Source organism: Sivoneniella epilithica UHCC 1019, from assembly GCF_040830845.1.
Classification (GTDB): domain Bacteria; phylum Cyanobacteriota; class Cyanobacteriia; order Leptolyngbyales; family Leptolyngbyaceae; genus ULC077BIN1.
The window spans coordinates 15176-31005 of sequence record NZ_JBFPDP010000009.1 but is presented as its reverse complement, the minus strand read 5'-3'; the positions used below and the strand labels follow the sequence as shown (position 1 = coordinate 31005).

General features: G+C 48.4%; 14 protein-coding genes. 11 read left to right on the top strand and 3 right to left on the bottom strand.

Translation table 11 applies throughout. The features are described from left to right. Position 1: 1 nt before the first annotated feature. The gene (locus AB3R30_RS07885) at positions 2-265 is read right to left on the bottom strand and encodes a hypothetical protein (RefSeq protein ID WP_458648618.1); all 264 of its coding nucleotides are present in this window, start codon (positions 263-265) and stop codon (positions 2-4) included. Positions 266-370: 105 nt separating this feature from the next. Between AB3R30_RS07885 and AB3R30_RS07880 the strand changes: the two genes are divergently transcribed. Together AB3R30_RS07880 and AB3R30_RS07875 are read left to right on the top strand one after the other, a co-directional pair. Then, positions 371-946, top strand: a complete 576-nt coding sequence (locus AB3R30_RS07880) for a DUF2854 domain-containing protein (RefSeq protein WP_458648617.1) — start codon at positions 371-373, stop codon at positions 944-946. Next, positions 943-2376, top strand: a complete 1434-nt coding sequence (locus tag AB3R30_RS07875; RefSeq protein ID WP_458648616.1) for a DUF2079 domain-containing protein — start codon at positions 943-945, stop codon at positions 2374-2376. Before AB3R30_RS07880 ends, AB3R30_RS07875 begins: the two co-directional genes overlap by 4 nt. A 320-nt stretch (positions 2377-2696) precedes the next feature. Here the strand turns inward: AB3R30_RS07875 and AB3R30_RS07870 are convergent, their stop codons facing one another. Next, positions 2697-3434 carry an HpsJ family protein gene (locus tag AB3R30_RS07870; RefSeq protein WP_458648615.1) on the bottom strand — a complete coding sequence of 246 codons (738 nt, stop codon included), beginning with the start codon at positions 3432-3434 and terminating at the stop codon, positions 2697-2699. A 519-nt stretch (positions 3435-3953) separates the two neighbouring features. On the opposite strand from AB3R30_RS07870, the gene AB3R30_RS07865 reads away from it, so the two are divergent. The 8 genes from AB3R30_RS07865 (at position 3954) to AB3R30_RS07830 (ending at position 11845) form a co-directional block, all read left to right on the top strand. Beyond that, positions 3954-5378 (top strand): PP2C family protein-serine/threonine phosphatase, encoded by a 1425-nt coding sequence (locus AB3R30_RS07865; RefSeq protein ID WP_458648614.1) that lies wholly within the window; start codon positions 3954-3956, stop codon positions 5376-5378. Positions 5379-5441: 63 nt separating this feature from the next. Continuing rightward, complete coding sequence (locus AB3R30_RS07860) at positions 5442-5690, top strand: hypothetical protein (protein WP_458648613.1); 249 nt, start codon at positions 5442-5444, stop codon at positions 5688-5690. Positions 5691-5771: 81 nt separating this feature from the next. Continuing rightward, positions 5772-7208, top strand: coding sequence for an argininosuccinate lyase (argH, locus tag AB3R30_RS07855; RefSeq protein WP_458648612.1), 1437 nt, complete (start codon positions 5772-5774; stop codon positions 7206-7208). Positions 7209-7324: 116 nt separating this feature from the next. Then, positions 7325-7597, top strand: coding sequence for a hypothetical protein (locus AB3R30_RS07850; RefSeq protein WP_458648611.1), 273 nt, complete (start codon positions 7325-7327; stop codon positions 7595-7597). A 153-nt stretch (positions 7598-7750) separates the two neighbouring features. Next, complete coding sequence (locus AB3R30_RS07845; RefSeq protein ID WP_458648610.1) at positions 7751-8419, top strand: TVP38/TMEM64 family protein; 669 nt, start codon at positions 7751-7753, stop codon at positions 8417-8419. Next, positions 8397-9944 carry a mercuric reductase gene (locus AB3R30_RS07840; RefSeq protein ID WP_458648609.1) on the top strand — a complete coding sequence of 516 codons (1548 nt, stop codon included), beginning with the start codon at positions 8397-8399 and terminating at the stop codon, positions 9942-9944. The genes AB3R30_RS07845 and AB3R30_RS07840 overlap by 23 nt, the downstream gene beginning before the upstream one ends. A 213-nt stretch (positions 9945-10157) precedes the next feature. Continuing rightward, positions 10158-10793, top strand: coding sequence for a DUF1517 domain-containing protein (locus AB3R30_RS07835; RefSeq protein ID WP_458648608.1), 636 nt, complete (start codon positions 10158-10160; stop codon positions 10791-10793). 212 nt (positions 10794-11005) lie between these two features. Further along, positions 11006-11845: a hypothetical protein gene (locus tag AB3R30_RS07830; protein ID WP_458648607.1), complete on the top strand. Its 840-nt coding sequence runs from the start codon at positions 11006-11008 to the stop codon at positions 11843-11845. A gap of 32 nt (positions 11846-11877) precedes the next feature. On the opposite strand, the gene AB3R30_RS07825 is transcribed toward AB3R30_RS07830, so the two are convergent. Next, the gene (locus AB3R30_RS07825) at positions 11878-12252 is read right to left on the bottom strand and encodes a CU044_2847 family protein (RefSeq protein WP_458648606.1); all 375 of its coding nucleotides are present in this window, start codon (positions 12250-12252) and stop codon (positions 11878-11880) included. A 97-nt stretch (positions 12253-12349) separates the two neighbouring features. On the opposite strand from AB3R30_RS07825, the gene AB3R30_RS07820 reads away from it, so the two are divergent. Beyond that, on the top strand, positions 12350-15826 hold the full coding sequence (locus tag AB3R30_RS07820; protein ID WP_458648605.1) for an nSTAND1 domain-containing NTPase: 3477 nt from the start codon (positions 12350-12352) through the stop codon (positions 15824-15826). Positions 15827-15830: the final 4 nt, after the last annotated feature.

The following is a 15830-nucleotide window of genomic DNA, read 5'->3' as shown; positions in this document are numbered from 1 at the left end:
CCTATCGCAAAAATGGGGGACGTTTTGGATCAACGGGTTTCGTTTTAATCACCTCATCCATAAATCGTTTAAGGGCTTGTTCGCGATTTTTCATGAATGCCGCCCAGAAACCGGGATGAAATTCGTCCATTGTTTTAGCGATCGCCCACACATCCACCGCCAAAATATTCTGCAACATTTCGTCTTCCCGCTTGAGGGAATTGATTTGCTCCATTAAAATCCGATCTTTAGAAGCCTGTTGATGATCATCTTTAGCCATTGTCATAGTTCAATCCAGAAAACTTGATTCACCAATTGGCGGTGACGCGGTTCAGGAGTCAGGGATAATGAAAGTTGACCAGTTATTTATAGCGCGACTGATTGTAACTCTATGCTACGTCAAATTTCCTTGGGAATGGTGGGGTTGGTGGTCGGTGGTATTTTAACCATCGTTGGTTTTATTGCCTACTTTATTTTGGACAATGCCACTCTTAATTTAGTGGGTTTTTTCTATGGAATTCCCATTTTGCTGGGTGGGTTGGCGCTCAAAGCCTCTGAGCTAGAACCTGCGCCCTATTCGCAGCCGACCTCGGAAGCAATTGTGGCACTGCGCGATCGCCAAGCCACCGCCACTCAAACTCAGATCCGTAAAGATGTGACTCGGTTTCGCTATGGGCAAAGCGCCCATTTGGATACGTCTCTCAAAGCGTTGAAACTTAGCCCCACGGATGAAGAATGCCCGATGCTTCAGAGCATTCGTGAAACGGAAACCGATGGAGCCTATACGCTAGTGCTGCAATTCGAGTCGCCGTTTTTTCCGGCTCAGGCTTGGAAAGATAAAGAACAAAAGCTAACGAGCTTCTTCGGTCCCGGCGTTCGGGTGGAAGTAACCGCGCTGAATGACGAATTGGTTGAGGTTGCCCTGATTGCGACTCCGGTGGCTGGTGAAACTCCTGTGGTGGCATGAGCAAACCCTTACAAATTTCAAAGCAATCGCTGTCGGGTTGGTTTCAGCAGGCAGATAATCGGGTGCTGGCTGGAATGATTGCAGTCAGTACGGCGATTTTGTTTTTGTGTAGCAGCATTCGGCATTTATTGTTTCACTCTACCGCCTATGATCTAGGCTACTTTGACCAGTTGGCTTACTTGCTGAGCCAGGGATTGCCGCCCGTGATTTCCTTTTGGGGATATCACTTTTTAGGCGGACATGCAGACTGGATTATGGTCTTTGTGGCAATCCCATACAAGATTTATCCTTCTGTGTTTTGGTTGTTAGGGATTCAAGCGATCGCGCTGTCTATGGGCGCTCTGCCGACCTATCATCTAGCACAACAGGCGGGACTTAAAGACGGTCAGTCCACGGCAATTGCGGCAGCTTATTTGTTGTATCCATTAATTTTCAATCTAAATCTGTTTGATTTTCATCCAGAAGTGATTGCCCTACCGCTGATTTTGACTGCAATTTTGACGGCAAAGCGGAAGCAAGTAGGCTGGTTTGTCGGGTGTTTAATCCTAATTTTGGGTTGCCGAGCCGCCTTATCGCTCACCGTCTTTGCCATGGGTTTTTGGCTTTGGCTCTTTGAGAAAAGGCTGAAGTGTGGCGCGATCGCGCTGATCCTAGGCGGGGGCTGGTTTTTGTTTGCCACCCAGGTTCTCATTCCTGCCTTTCCTCCCGGTGGCGTGATCTCGGTTGCCCGATTTGACTATTTAGGCAGTTCTGTGGGGGAAATTGTGCTGAATTTATTCTTAAAACCCCATTTGGCTTTATCCGCTTTACTCACCCTGCCCAATCTCCAATATCTTTGCCTGATTTTTTTACCCGTTACTTGGGGCTTGTCATGGCAGCATTTGGCACCGCTAATCGCCATTATTCCTACCTTGCTGCTGAATCTGCTTAGCACGTTGGAAACCCAAAAGGATTTGTTGCACCAGTATTCTTTACCCGCGCTACCGTTTTTGATGGTGGCAGTGATTGCATCTCTTGCGGATGGCAAAGGGTGGGTACAAAGTCGGCGTGGAATTTTGCTGTGTTCATTGATTGGCTTTTTGGCATTGGCAAAGTTTGGCTATTTTGGCGATCGCTATCTCAACTCGCTGGATACCTGGCAAGCAAGCCGCAGCGCGATCGCTCAAGTTCAGCCTCAAAGCCGCCTTTTGACTACCGCATATATGGCACCCCATCTGACCCATCGCCCTACAGTGCAATTGGCGATCGCTGGGACAGAAGCGATCGACTTCGATCAATTCGACGAGGTGTTGCTAAATGTGCGGCATCCCGGTTGGGCGAGTACTTCCAGCCTTCAACAGGCTCTAGTCGATCGACTCCAGCGCGATGCTCGATTTAAGCCTTTAGTGGAACAAGAGGGTGTGTACTTGTTCACTCGTGCTGGCTCTTAATCAGTAGTCCGGACACTTTTGCGCCCAACCGCCCATCCTGCGGGAGGCAAGCTACATCCCCCCACCCCCTGCTCCCAAAAAGAGATTTAGGGTGAGGGTCAAAATTGATGACGTGCAAGGGTTTTCAGCATTTTTACAAAAACTGTCCGAAGTATTGCTAAAAAAGACTTTTGCTATCAGCCAGGAAATTCATTTTCTGGTGGAAAACTTGTTAGTGAGATTGGTACATCCGAGTTAAGGTTGAAATCTGGAAATGATCAAGATGCAGCGCCTATTTTGGTCAAGCAAAAAACTACATGAGCGTTTTTGTAGATTCAGGTTTACAACATTTGCCGTAGACCCGTCCAACCAATAATGATGTAGCCGATCGCCAATAGTAAGCTATTCAAGCCAGTTCTGAGTCCAGAGCGCAGGGCGTTTCCCTGAGTTTGGCTTTCTAATTCCTGCTTGCGGGTTTTAATTTTGTTGAGTTCTTCGGTTTTCTTGGGGGCAATTTCGGCATCAAATGCTTTCGGATCAGACTTCAGCCGTTTCAGTTGGGTCTGCTGTTGCTTTGCTTGAGCCAACTGAGGATCTTTGAGTTGCCCACTACTAATTAGCTGATCAATTTGAGCCAACTGAGAATCTAGCTGTCCTCTAAATTGCTGGACTTGGGCATCAATTTGAGTTTCCGCTTTCGAGGCTTCTTGAGCAATCTGCTTCATTTGAACGTCCACGGCATCACGAGTGGCAACAACACCCCACGGCACAATTAGCAAGAAAAATAGCCCCAAGATGCTTGATAAAATGAGTGCGGTGAGTTTTAGCCAGGGCGCAGTTCGGGTTGCGTCGGTGCTGCCAGCCTCTAGCCAATACCCAATGAACAGCAATGCTAGTCCAATCAGGGGGAAGACTCCGCGATCGACGACCTGTGTTGTAAACGTGATCACCCACTGGCTATCTTGAAACTTGGCGGTGGAAAGCAACACAAGATAGTCAATGAGGCTCGTTAAAAGGAGTAAGGCTCCAATGAGTTTAAGGATTAGGGGAGTCCAGGGGGAGGAATTAATGGCTTTCATAGCTCGGTTTCTGGTGTCAGTGGCTTGTGATAAAGGTGGCTTGTGCTAAAAGAAGAGGGCGATCGCCGTAGGGATTCCTGTAAAAAGTGTTACTCACGTTTTACGAATCGCCAACTTTGAGCAGCAGAAGTTTAGACCAATCTGTCGCTTACCTATACTAGACCAGATGGGTCAGTCGGCATAAACGCCTATGCCATGAAGCTAGCGCGAGATAGGTGGCAAGCTCTGGTATGATCTTGTCCTAAATTCGGCATTCATCTTGTAAAGTTGATAGAACTAAATACGAATGGCGATCGCGTCTTCTCTAAAATCAATCCCTCAAAGAAATCCTCTAAAAATCATCCACTCATTTTTGACAAACCGGGTTATGCTTACCTGACTTTGATTCCTCTGAAGTTTTCGCAAGTGTTGCCTACGCCTGAGTAATCTCCAGAACTTAATAGAGATTGTTCTAGGAGTCCTTTAGATCACTTCTTTATTCACCTAGTTTGGCTATCCTTTTTGCCAAGTGTTGCCCTGATGACTGCTGTGCCTCTTCCTCGACAACCCTCTCAACCGCCCGATCGCCCTGGTAGCAATATGCCGCCGGAGGTAACTCCTGTGTTTGCGTTGAAAGAGTTAGTAGCGCGTTTGAATCGAGAGCAGCATAAGATTCAAGATTTGCTGAGTTCGTTGGGCTTTGCGCTCCGGAGCTTTAATAATCTCAATCAGTTTTTGGAGTTAATCCCGCTGATGGCAAGCCGGGTGACCGATTGTGATGGAGGGGCGCTGCTGCTGTTTAAACCGAATGGGCAAGTGCGTCTAGAGCGGTTGCACTGCCAAGATAGCCGCTGGAGTAAGGATTTACGAAAAGCGCTGGAAGCTGCCACGCGGCAGTCGCCTGCTTTTGGCAATCGCAATGATGGCGCGATCGCTCCCACAGCCCAAGCGATCGCTGATTTGGATCATCAGGTGAGCCACTACTTAGGCACCAGCGTCCAATTATTTGGCACTGCCATTCTCGTGAAAAATGCAGAACGCGGTCGGCTGTATGTGTTTAGCCGCGATCCCCAATATACCTGGACGGAAACACGCCAAAAACTGGTGAGATTGGTGGCAGACCAAACCTCGGTTGCGATCGAAAACGACGAACTATCGGTGGAACTTCGTAAAAAAGAACGGCTCGATCGCGAACTAGAGATTGGCGCAGAAATCCAACTGCGGTTACTGCCTCGCCACTGTCCCCAAATCTTAGGCGTGGATCTGGCGGCACGATGCCTAACCGCTAGCCGAGTTGGAGGTGATTACTACGACTTTATTCCGGCTAGCTACGACCAAATTCGATCGAAGCGGGATGGTGGCAGCGAAACTGCAAAATGGAGTGTGGCGATCGGGGATGTGATGGGTAAAGGCGTTCCCGCTGGACTGATTATGACCATGACTCGCGGCATGTTGCGGGCTGAAGTGCTGAATGGTCACTCACCAGCGCGAATTTTGCAGCATCTCAATCGCGTCATGTACGCCGATCTAGAAAACTCCAATCGATTCGTCACCCTGTTTTATTCAGAGTATGATCCGCAGACGCGAATTTTGTCCTATAGCAATGCCGCCCACAATCCGCCGCTGCTTTGGCACGCTGCCACCAAAACGATTAAACGCTTGGATACTTTGGGAATGCTAATTGGTCTGGATGCAGATACGCATTATCAAGATGCCCAAATTCAGCTACAGGAAGGTGACACGCTGATTTATTACACCGATGGCTTTACGGATGCTGCCAATCAGGGAGGAGAGCGATTTGATGAAGAAAATCTAACGAAAGCGTTTCAAGCCGCCTGTGAACAGTGTCAATCACCCCAAGAAATTCTGGATCATTTATTTGAGCAGGTTCAAGATTTTATTGGATCTGGCAATCGCAATGCAGATGATATGACCTTGATTGTGATGCGAATCCAGCCCATTTAATATTTCAGTATTCTTGCTGTAAGATTATCCTCTTGAGACTGCGATTCGATAGGAGGAAAAGATATGGTAATGCACATCGTTCAAGACTCAGCATCATTGTTGATCAACAGCACTCATTGGGTCGATTCACTGCCGCTAATGTCCTGGCATTTGCCTTCCGATGTTTCAGTCCTAGCTCAGCTTAAACAGACCGATATCGGTAGAGATATTGGCGTTTGGTGGAATCACTTTGTGAAAACCGGGCAACTTGCCGCGTTTATTGCAGGGATTGTTTTTGGATATATGGTGAAAACATTTACCAGTTTTGGTTAGTTGGTGAACTTTAGATCGTCAGTTGATCAGGTTCAATAGATAAATCACTGAATCTGGATAGCTTTTGCTTTGAATAATCCTGTGCCACACTCTGCTTCTAACCCATCGGCTTCTAACCCAGCTGAAACGAACTCGCCTGAAACTTGGAGTCAACGATTTGAGTCGGCGCTGCATCCCGCGATCGCCCGATTTAATGCCAGCATCGGCTTTGATATTCAACTGATCGAATATGACCTGACTGGCTCTCAAGCCCATGCCAAAATGCTGGCGCACACGGGCATCATCCCGGCGGACGAGGGCGAACAATTGGTGGCTGGTTTGGAGCAAATTCGTCAGGAATATCGGGCGGGTCACTTTACTCCCGGCATTGAAGCGGAAGACGTGCATTTTGCCGTCGAGCGTCGCCTGACAGAATTGGTGGGCGATGTGGGCAAAAAACTCCATACTGCGCGATCGCGCAACGATCAGGTCGGCACCGATACCCGGCTGTATTTGCGATCGCAGATTCAAACCATTCGGCAGCGACTGCGGGAGTTTCAAACCGTTTTGCTAACCTTAGCAGAGCAAAATGTCGAAACCTTGATTCCGGGCTACACCCATTTGCAACGTGCCCAACCCCTCAGCCTTGCCCATCACCTGCTGGCATATTTTGAAATGGCAGAGCGTGATTGGCAGCGCTTAGGCGAAATTTATCAGCGGGTGAATGTGTCGCCATTGGGATCAGGTGCGCTGGCAGGCACCACTTTTCCAATCGATCGCCACTACACGGCGGAGTTGCTCAATTTTGGCGGTGTCTATGCCAATAGTTTGGATGGAGTCAGCGATCGCGACTTTGCGATCGAATTTCTCTGTGCCTCCAGCCTGATCATGGTGCATCTCAGCCGCCTGTCTGAAGAAGTGATTTTGTGGGCATCGGAAGAGTTTCGCTTTATCACCCTGAAAGATAGCTGCTCCACGGGTTCCAGCATTATGCCACAGAAGAAAAACCCCGATGTGCCAGAACTGGTGCGGGGGAAAACCGGGCGCGTATTTGGACATTTGCAAGGGCTGCTGGTGCTAATGAAAGGCTTGCCGCTGGCATACAACAAAGATTTGCAGGAAGACAAAGAAGCGCTGTTTGATGCGGTGCTGACGGTGCAGTCTTGCCTGGAAGCCATGACGATTTTGCTGCGAGAAGGCATGGAGTTTCGCCGCGATCGCCTGCTAGAAGCCGTCAGCGAGGACTTTTCCAACGCCACCGATGTAGCAGACTATTTGGCAACCAAAGGCGTTCCTTTCCGCGAAGCCTATAACCTGGTAGGCAAAGTAGTGAAAACCTCCTTGGCTCAAGACAAACTGCTGAAGGATCTCACTTTAGAGGAATGGCAAACCCTGCATCCCAAATTTGAAGCGGATATTTATGACGCGATCGCGCCTCGGCAAGTGGTCGCAGCCCGCAATAGCTACGGCGGCACTGGGTTTGACCAGGTTCGCCAAGCCCTCAAATCTGCCCAACACCGCATCCTTAATGGTGGTTAGCAGTTCGCTTTCAGTAGACGGGTAGTTGTACTGTTGAGAAGCTAACCATCTACTGATAGTGCCTTTGTCTTACGATAAAGGCAGAAAATAACAACCTGGAAGAGGAGACTGTTTTTATGCCTCATCCCACGCTCAGTAGTAAAGAAATTGCTCAACGTGGCAAAGAACTATATCAATACCGTCTGCGTACTCAAGTGGAAACAACAGACAACAATGGCAAAATTATTGCCATTGACCTCAACACAGGTGATTACGCGATCGATAAAGACTTGCTTGTGGCTTATGACCGCTTGAAAGCCAAACAACCTAACACTGTTACCTGGATAGCGCGGGTTGGCTATGATGCGGTCTACGCTATTGATGGCACATTAATTAGGACAGCAGAGTGATCAGCGGGACAGTGGTTGGGCTTCAGGCGCGCATCGAGTCATCCCAGTTTTAGCAATGGGTCGTCGTCCGCTAATTGGTACGGCGCTGCTGGAGGATTATCATCTCAGCATCGATTTCTGCGAGGGAGGGACAGTTTTGGTTGATGAAATTCTATGATGAACCTGATTGAATGGATTCAAACGGCGTTACAAAACTCCCTGGTGTGGGTCAAAGATTTGGGAGCCGTGGGCGTATTGGCTTACATCGTGATCTACAACTTGGCGACCGTGCTGTTTATTCCTGGTTCCCTGCTCACCTTGGGTGGTGGCGCAATTTATGGCGTAGTTTGGGGTTCCATTTACGTGTTCATTGCCGCCACTTTGGGAGCCACCGTTGCTTTTTTGCTAGGTCGCTATGTTGCTCAAGATTGGGTCAGCAAAAAGATTGCCGGAAACGTCACGTTCAACGCAATTTCAGCCGCAGTTGCCCAAGATGGTTTCAAAATTGTGCTGCTAACTCGTCTCTCGCCGATTTTTCCATTTACCCTGCTGAATTATGCCTTTGGCGTGACTCAAGTTTCCGTTAGAGATTACATACTGGGTTCCATTGGGATGTTGCCAGGAACCATCCTGTATGTTTATCTGGGGTCTTTGGCGGGTGATTTAACTACAATTTCTACTCAGCCATCCCTCACTGCCGAAGCTCAAATTGCTCAGTGGATCATTCGCATCCTTGGGCTAGCTGCCACGATCACCGTCACTGTTTACATCACCCGCATTGCCAAAAAAGCCTTGGCTGAAAGTGTTAAAGGAAGCACAGATGACCGTTCCCCTCCAGACTGAATCCCTAATTTCGCCTTGGGATGACTATAATCAAACCCTAATTAGTCAAGTGCATCCATTGGATTGGGTGAATCCGGCTCCGGCTGAGCGATACGATTTGGTGGTGATTGGAGCCGGAACTGCTGGATTGGTGGTTGCCGCTGGTGCCGCTGGTTTGGGCTTGGGCTTGAAAGTGGCATTAATTGAAAAACACCTAATGGGCGGCGATTGCCTGAATGTGGGTTGTGTGCCGTCTAAATGCATGATTCGTTCTTCGCGGATGGTGGCTGAACTGCGAGAGTGCGATCGCTTTGGAGTGAAGCTGAATGGAGCAGTCGAGGTAGATTTTCCTGCGGTCATGGCACGGATGCGGCAGATTAGAGCCGAAATCAGCCCGAATGACTCCGCTCAGCGGTTGCAAAAGCTAGGCGTGGACGTGTTTCTAGGACAGGGACACTTTCACTCTAGCCACACGATTCAAGTAGACGACGCAATCTTAAAGTTCAAAAAAGCCGTGATTGCCACGGGCGCACGGGCAAGCCAACCGACTATTCCCGGACTAGCGGAAGCAGGCTTTTTAACCAATGAAACGGTGTTTAATCTCACCGATCGCCCTGCCCGACTCGCCATCATTGGCGGGGGACCGATTGGCTGTGAACTAGCGCAAACTTTTCAGCGGTTAGGATCTGAAGTTGTGCTATTCCATAAAAACGGTCACTTGCTCGATCGCGAAGATGAGGATGCCGCCGAAATTATTCAGCAAGTTTTCGTTCAAGAAGGCATTCAGCTTCAACTCAATTCGCAGCTTGAGCGCGTGGAAAAAACTGAGTCTGGCAAAGTGCTGCACTTCACCCGCAACGGTCAGCCAGACCACATCACTGTAGACGAAATTTTGATCGGAGCCGGGCGATCGCCCAACGTAGAAGGACTTAACCTAGAGCAAGTGGGCGTGAACTACGATCCCCACAAAGGCGTGATGGTCAATGACTACCTGCAAACCACTAACCCCAACATCTATGCCGCTGGTGACATCTGCATGGACTGGAAATTTACCCATGCTGCCGATGCTGCCGCTCGGATTGTGGTGAAAAATACCCTCTTTTCTCCCTTCGGTATCGGGAGATCGCGGCTAAGCAATTTAATCATGCCTTGGTGTACCTATACCTCCCCCGAAATCGCCCATGTTGGGTTATACGAACAGGAAGCAAAAGCCCATGGGATTGCAGTAGACACCATCACCATTCCACTGGATACCGTCGATCGGGCGATCGCGGATGGCGAAACCGCAGGTTTCATTAAAATTCTGCACAAACGCGGCTCCGACAAAATCTTAGGAGCAACCATCGTTGCCACCCATGCCGGAGACTTGATCAGCGAAATCACCCTCGCCATCACCGCCAAAATTGGACTCAGCAAGCTTTCTACCGTCATTCATCCCTATCCCACCCAAGCAGAAGCCATCAAAAAAGCCGCCGATGCCTATCGCCGTAAACTCCTCACCCCAAAAAGCAAACGACTGTTAGGACTTTTAGCCCGATTCGGATAGCGGCGAAGTCCGAAGAGTTGGGTTTAAGTTTTGAGTTTTGAGTTTTGAGTTTGTTACTGACCAATCGCCATTTGTCACTCGTCATTCGCCATTTGCCCTTCCTCCCCCCCTCGCCTCTTGCCTTCCTTATACGGCAATCTCTCCATTGGTTGTCGAGTATCTTCCTAGAGATTGTTTGAGGGAGTGATTTAAAGTAGGACTATAGATTATGAGATGACCTATCTGGTCATAGATGGAGGCAGTCGAATGGGTTCCTTGGGCGATCGCTTTAATCAAATGACAGGCAAAACTCGCTTTGTCGTTTTTCGCCTATTTCTTCATTTGGCTGGCAAGGAAGTAGCTCCTTTGCTAGGGGTGCTAAACAGTTCTGCGCGTCATGCCATAGATGCAGATGGAGACATTCAAACGTTTGGTGAGGGGCTGGCTGAAATTTGCCAAAGCTTGTTGCAATACGATGTTTACTGGCAGTCGGTTTCAAACGAAGGGGATGTTTTTTGGGATGAAGGAGAAGCGGGCGACTTTGTTGAAGAGTTGTTTACCGATTCTGCCCAACGCTACCATAGCGGCATTGAAGTGGAAGGCTTGGAGTCGCCTGATGATGTTTTTTCGGTGCCCATTACCCAAAATCTGATTGTCATGCTGACGGTTGCTTATGAAGGTGACGTGCCTGCTTTAGAAACCGACCTTTCTAATATCAGTGCGCTCAAAACAGCGCTGAAAGCATTAACTAACTTGCACTACCAAGACCGATTACGCGCCGTGCAGATTCACTTTTCGCCAGCCCAATTGGGGGATGAGTTGACTTCTGATCAGCTAATGCTGCATTTCCCAGAATTGATTCCGTTGTAACGAATCCGTAAATGGAAATATCTTAGAGCGTTTTCTTAAACGGTACATATGGGAACTACTCGGTTTTATCTTTCACCTGGATAGCAGTACGAGGAAAAGTCAAGCCAACTATTTCTTGATTTCCAAGGATCTTTGGGCCCTAACCTATTCATCCGTTGCCACAACCCTCATTTTTTTGAATTTGTATTATACTTCCAACTCTTTATCTTCCTATGAACATGCTCCGTCGATTTCTTGTTTATGCAATGGTTTTGTCTCTAGCCGTAACAACGGTTGCTTGTGGAAGCAGCCCCACTCCAAGCGGTTCATCTACTAACCCTACGGCTCAGACAGCAAGGGATACTCAAAATCGCTTGAGCGATGGGCAGTATCCCGTGCAGCAGGCAACCTACAACGATGCCAATGGTGAGTATACTGTCATGCTGTTGAACACCAAGCCAGGTGAGTCTTCCGCCTATCGCACGACCAATCTTCAGATGGCTCAACTGACCGACGAAGAAATCTCAAAAGGACAAAAGAACTACCTGAAACTGGAAAACAATCAGGCTTCGATGCACGTTGAAAAAGATTTCAAAATTGACTATGTGCATAACGTGACGGAGGAGCAAACCAATCCGCAAACCGGGCAAACAGAACGGGTTGTGGTGCGGCAAGAATCTAGTTTTTGGTCGCCGTTTGCCGGGGCGCTAGCAGGACAGGCGATCGGCAGTATGTTGTTTAGACCTCAATATTATGTTCCGCCCATGTATCAACCCGGTGGTATCAGTGGTTTTGGCGGTTATGGCAGTAACTATAACCAGGCAGTTAGCGGTTACCAACAGCGCTACAATGCTCCCCCGGCAGCGGTTCGCAATCGTCAAACGGTACGCAGTACAGGCAATTTGAGAACACCGACTGCTAGCCAACGACGGACTACCGGGGGCGATCGCTCTACAGGGGCAGGCTTTGGCACCAATACTCTCCGCCGTAGCAATAGCCCTAGTTATCGTCAGCCTTCCAGAACTGGCTTTGGCAGCGGTTCTCGCAGTCGCAGCTTTGGCAGAAGACGGTAACCCCATCTAGTTCCCTCTCCGTTGGGAGAGGGCTAGGGTGAGGGCAAAGTTGGCGGCACGGTTTTGGGTGGAAAGGTACATTTCACAGAGATTTCCAGGTTGCTTTCGGCTGAGCCTTCGGTGATATAGGGAACACCCGCTTTACCGCCCAACTTCACGCCGAATTTAAGGCTGACTTCCTGCACGTCTGCTGCGCCAAAGTTGCGAAAGGCACTGACGGCTTGAATCGCGCAGGTGCGAATCATCAGCCGGGTGCGATCCATTTGGGCGATCGCATCTTCCATCGGTCCATACCGCTCATACTCATCATTTGTGGGTGATTTCGCTGTGATAGTCATTTCATGCACCTGACCGTCTGCCTCAAATGCCAAATATGCTTCTTCCATTGGGTTCTTGTGCGAGTCCATAGGTTCTGGAGTTTAGAAAAGTTTCATTAATCTTAGCGGCGTGCGGAAAAATGCTGTGCCTGAATGAGGTTAATCATAACCCCATCGCTTCTACCCAATGGCTCAGCGCTACGCCCTCATCATTGGCATCTCCAACTATCATCGCTCTGTCGGAAACCTGACCAAACCTACCACGGATGCTCAAGCCGTTGCCCACTGCTTGCGGCACCACGGCGGTTTTGAAGTCACGCTGCTGACGGAAACCCTGACCCTAGAAGCGCTGCGGCAAGCGCTGAAGCAGTTTTTGCTGGAACAGGCAAACAATAATGACGCGCTGATTTATTTCACGGGGCACGGCATTCTGCTGGAAAGCACCACTGGATATCGAGAAACCTTTCTGGCAACTTCCGACACAGAGATCATCCGGCAGGCTGGCAAACCGATGGAGCCGCTTTACATTTTGCCCTTTGGCGAACTGAATAGCCTGATCCAGCAATCGAACCTCAGCAGTTTGGTGTTGCTGCTGGATTGTTGTCACAGTGGCGATATGCTGGAGCGCGACCCGATGGAACGGGCGTTGACCGCATTCAACTCCACTCAGCGTAACTACTATTTCATCACCGCCTGCCGCAGCTTTGAGGAATCTCGTGCGAAACGCAGCGATCAGCACAGCCTGTTTACGGGTGCCTTGCTGGAGGCTTTGGCTGCGCCCACCCGTCCAGACGATGAGTCACTGATCACCAGCGGATTGCTGTTTTATCGGCTGTCCCAAAGCCTGAAGGGATCGGGACAGGAAGCGCTGCATTTGGGCTGGGGTAATGATATTGCGATCGCCACCTATCCCGCCATCAAATCAGCCGCTACTACGCCAGAACTGAATCTGCATAATCCTTACATTGGTCTAGCCTCCTTTGATAGCGCCACCGCCCAGTATTTTTATGGTCGGGAACAGGCAGTCCGGGCATTGCAGGCGCGATTACTCAATTGTCGAGTGCTGACCGTTTTTGGTCCCTCTGGCTGTGGTAAGTCTTCGTTGATTAAGGCGGGACTGCTGCCAGCGATCCAGCACGACCCAGTTTTTGGCGGCGGCACTTGGGATACAAAAGTCATTACTCCCACGGCGCAACCGCTGACTGTTTTGCGTGACTTATTGAATCAGCCGCCCAAACCGTTTGTGCTGTTTATTGACCAGTTCGAGGAGTTGTTCACCCTGTGTGAAGATGAAGCCCAGCAGCGGGAATTCATTCACTTAATTGGAGAGTCAGTGAGTCGGATGGATCACCTGAAGCGGCTGATCATTGCGATCCGGGGCGACTTTTTGGATCGCTGCGCTAAAATCCCTGAATCGGCGGCGCTGATCAACCGGGAGAATGAACTGACGACCTACATGGTGACTCATCTGTCGAGTAGCGAAATGGCAGCGGCGATCGAGTGTCCGGCGAGACAACATGAGGTTACGTTTCAAGCAGGGCTGGTGCCTCTGATGATTGCCGATGTGGGGAATGAACCCGGTGCTTTGCCGCTGTTGCAGTATGCCCTAACCAAGCTATGGGAAGTGTGCATCAAACCCGATGCGGCTGTGCTGACTGAAGCAGGCTATACCCAAATCGGCGGCGTACAGGGTGCATTGCAACAACGCGCTGACCAGCTTTACCGCAATTTGCATCCTGATGATCAAGCTTTTGTGCGGCAACTATTCATGGAGTTGGTGCAACTAGGCGAAGGACAAGAGGTGACCCGCCGTAAGGCAAGCTGGGAAAAGCTGCGAGAGACGCGATCGCCTGCCCAACTGAGCCGCATTATTGAACAGCTAACCCATGAACGGCTAATCGTCACCGACGAAAAAACCGTCGAAGTCGCCCATGAAGCGCTGCTATCGCAATGGACGCTGCTGAAAAACTGGATCGAAGAAGACCGCGAAACCATCCGCCTCAGCCGCCGCCTGGAAAGCGATTGCCATGAGTGGCGGCAGAAAAATCAATCAGAAGATTTTCTCCTATCCACGGGTCGGCTGGCAGCAATTCAAGAATGGGTGGCAAAAGAACAGCCAAGACTCACTCATCTCGAAACCGAGTTTTTGAATCAAAGTATTGAGAAACGCGATCGCGAACTGCAAGCCCAAGTAACTCAAGAACGCAGGTTGAGAGAAGAGGCAGAGGGAAGAGCGATCGCGGAAATTGGCGAAAAAATTGAAGCTGAAAGACGAGAAAAAGAAGCTTTGGGCAGAGTTAAAGCGGAAAAACGTGGAAAAAGATTTGCGATCGCTGCTGGGATTTTAACAGCTTTAACGCTAAGTTCTGGAGCCTTTGTACAAATACAGCAGCAGCAAATTGGAAGCGAAAAGACGTATGCCATCAGATCGTTGATTGAAAAAGCCCAGCAACGTTTAGCCAGTCATGATGAGCTAGAAGCAATGATTATTAGCGTCGAAGCATTAGCAAAAATCAAAGAAGCAAATGGCGTAGCTGAGACTGAAATCCAAAAGATTCGAGCAGTCCTATCTCAAGTGCGAGAGATAGATAGAATTCAAGCTCATCAAGGCAAGATTACAAGTCTAGCCATTAGCTCTGATGGGAAATTAATTGTAACCGGAGGCATAGATAAAAAAATTAGAATTTGGGATGTAGAGAAAGATAATTTAACACCACTTATTCCAGCACATGACAACCTCATCCGAGGAATGCGATTTAGCTCAAATAATCAATTATTTGCCTCTACTAGTGTTGATAAAACGGTAAAAGTCTGGAGCCGTCAAGGAAATCTCGTCCATCAATTTAACTATGGTGATTACGCTTTTGACGTAGATTTTAGTAGTGATGGAAAGGAGATCGCTGCTTCTGGAAATAATCGCGGTATAGTTATCTGGAATCTGAAAAAATCGACAATCACTAGGACAATTCAAGAGAAAAAATTAGAGCCTGGAAAATCCTTCAGGATTTATAAATTGGATTTTCATCCAATTATAAAAACATTCCTTATTTCTACAGGAAATAAAGGTTATGACTTGATACTCTTTGACTTATCTCAGGAAAATAGTAAGCCGAAATATATTGGGAAAAGCATTCTTGAGACTGGTACAGTAAGATTTGACCACGATGGTAAGATGATTGCTTTACATGATGAATTGAACAATATAAGTATTAGAAATATAAATGGAGATCTACTCGCTAAAATTAGAGACTCCGGTGACTCATTACGGTATGTAGAGTTCAGTTTTGATGGCAAAAAACTTGCTTCTCTTGATAGAGGTGGAAATGTCAAAATATGGAGCATTGACGAAGCCTTACTGAAATGGAAAAGCCATCAAGAGATAGCAGACAAATCAATTGAAATGCTTCAAGTGGGAGATGGCTCCATCTCCCAAGTTGCTTTTATGGTGAACAGTAAGTTCTTATCATCAAGAAACAGTGGTGAAGTTATGGTATCAGGTGATACGAGCGGTTTTATTAGGGTGTGGGCAGTTTCTCAAAATAAGCGAATTTATGACAACAAGAATGTGGAAAACATGTTAACTCAAAGCTGCAATCAATTAGAGAAGTATATACGTAGAGAAGAAAAGACTAGAAGCAATATTCTGACTATTTGCAAAAAATAGCTCA

Excerpts from the sequence above, each read along its gene's own strand:
- AB3R30_RS07870 (WP_458648615.1), bottom strand. The coding sequence starts at position 3,434 with ATGAAAGCCATTAATTCCTCCCCCTGGACTCCCCTAATCCTTAAACTC.
- AB3R30_RS07880 (WP_458648617.1), top strand. The coding sequence starts at position 371 with ATGCTACGTCAAATTTCCTTGGGAATGGTGGGGTTGGTGGTCGGTGGT.
- AB3R30_RS07835 (WP_458648608.1), top strand. The coding sequence starts at position 10,158 with ATGACCTATCTGGTCATAGATGGAGGCAGTCGAATGGGTTCCTTGGGC.
- AB3R30_RS07865 (WP_458648614.1), top strand. The coding sequence starts at position 3,954 with ATGACTGCTGTGCCTCTTCCTCGACAACCCTCTCAACCGCCCGATCGC.
- AB3R30_RS07825 (WP_458648606.1), bottom strand. The coding sequence starts at position 12,252 with ATGGACTCGCACAAGAACCCAATGGAAGAAGCATATTTGGCATTTGAG.
- AB3R30_RS07840 (WP_458648609.1), top strand. The coding sequence starts at position 8,397 with ATGACCGTTCCCCTCCAGACTGAATCCCTAATTTCGCCTTGGGATGAC.
- AB3R30_RS07850 (WP_458648611.1), top strand. The coding sequence starts at position 7,325 with ATGCCTCATCCCACGCTCAGTAGTAAAGAAATTGCTCAACGTGGCAAA.
- AB3R30_RS07875 (WP_458648616.1), top strand. The coding sequence starts at position 943 with ATGAGCAAACCCTTACAAATTTCAAAGCAATCGCTGTCGGGTTGGTTT.
- AB3R30_RS07860 (WP_458648613.1), top strand. The coding sequence starts at position 5,442 with ATGGTAATGCACATCGTTCAAGACTCAGCATCATTGTTGATCAACAGC.
- AB3R30_RS07820 (WP_458648605.1), top strand. The coding sequence starts at position 12,350 with ATGGCTCAGCGCTACGCCCTCATCATTGGCATCTCCAACTATCATCGC.
- AB3R30_RS07885 (WP_458648618.1), bottom strand. The coding sequence starts at position 265 with ATGACAATGGCTAAAGATGATCATCAACAGGCTTCTAAAGATCGGATT.
- AB3R30_RS07830 (WP_458648607.1), top strand. The coding sequence starts at position 11,006 with ATGAACATGCTCCGTCGATTTCTTGTTTATGCAATGGTTTTGTCTCTA.
- AB3R30_RS07845 (WP_458648610.1), top strand. The coding sequence starts at position 7,751 with ATGATGAACCTGATTGAATGGATTCAAACGGCGTTACAAAACTCCCTG.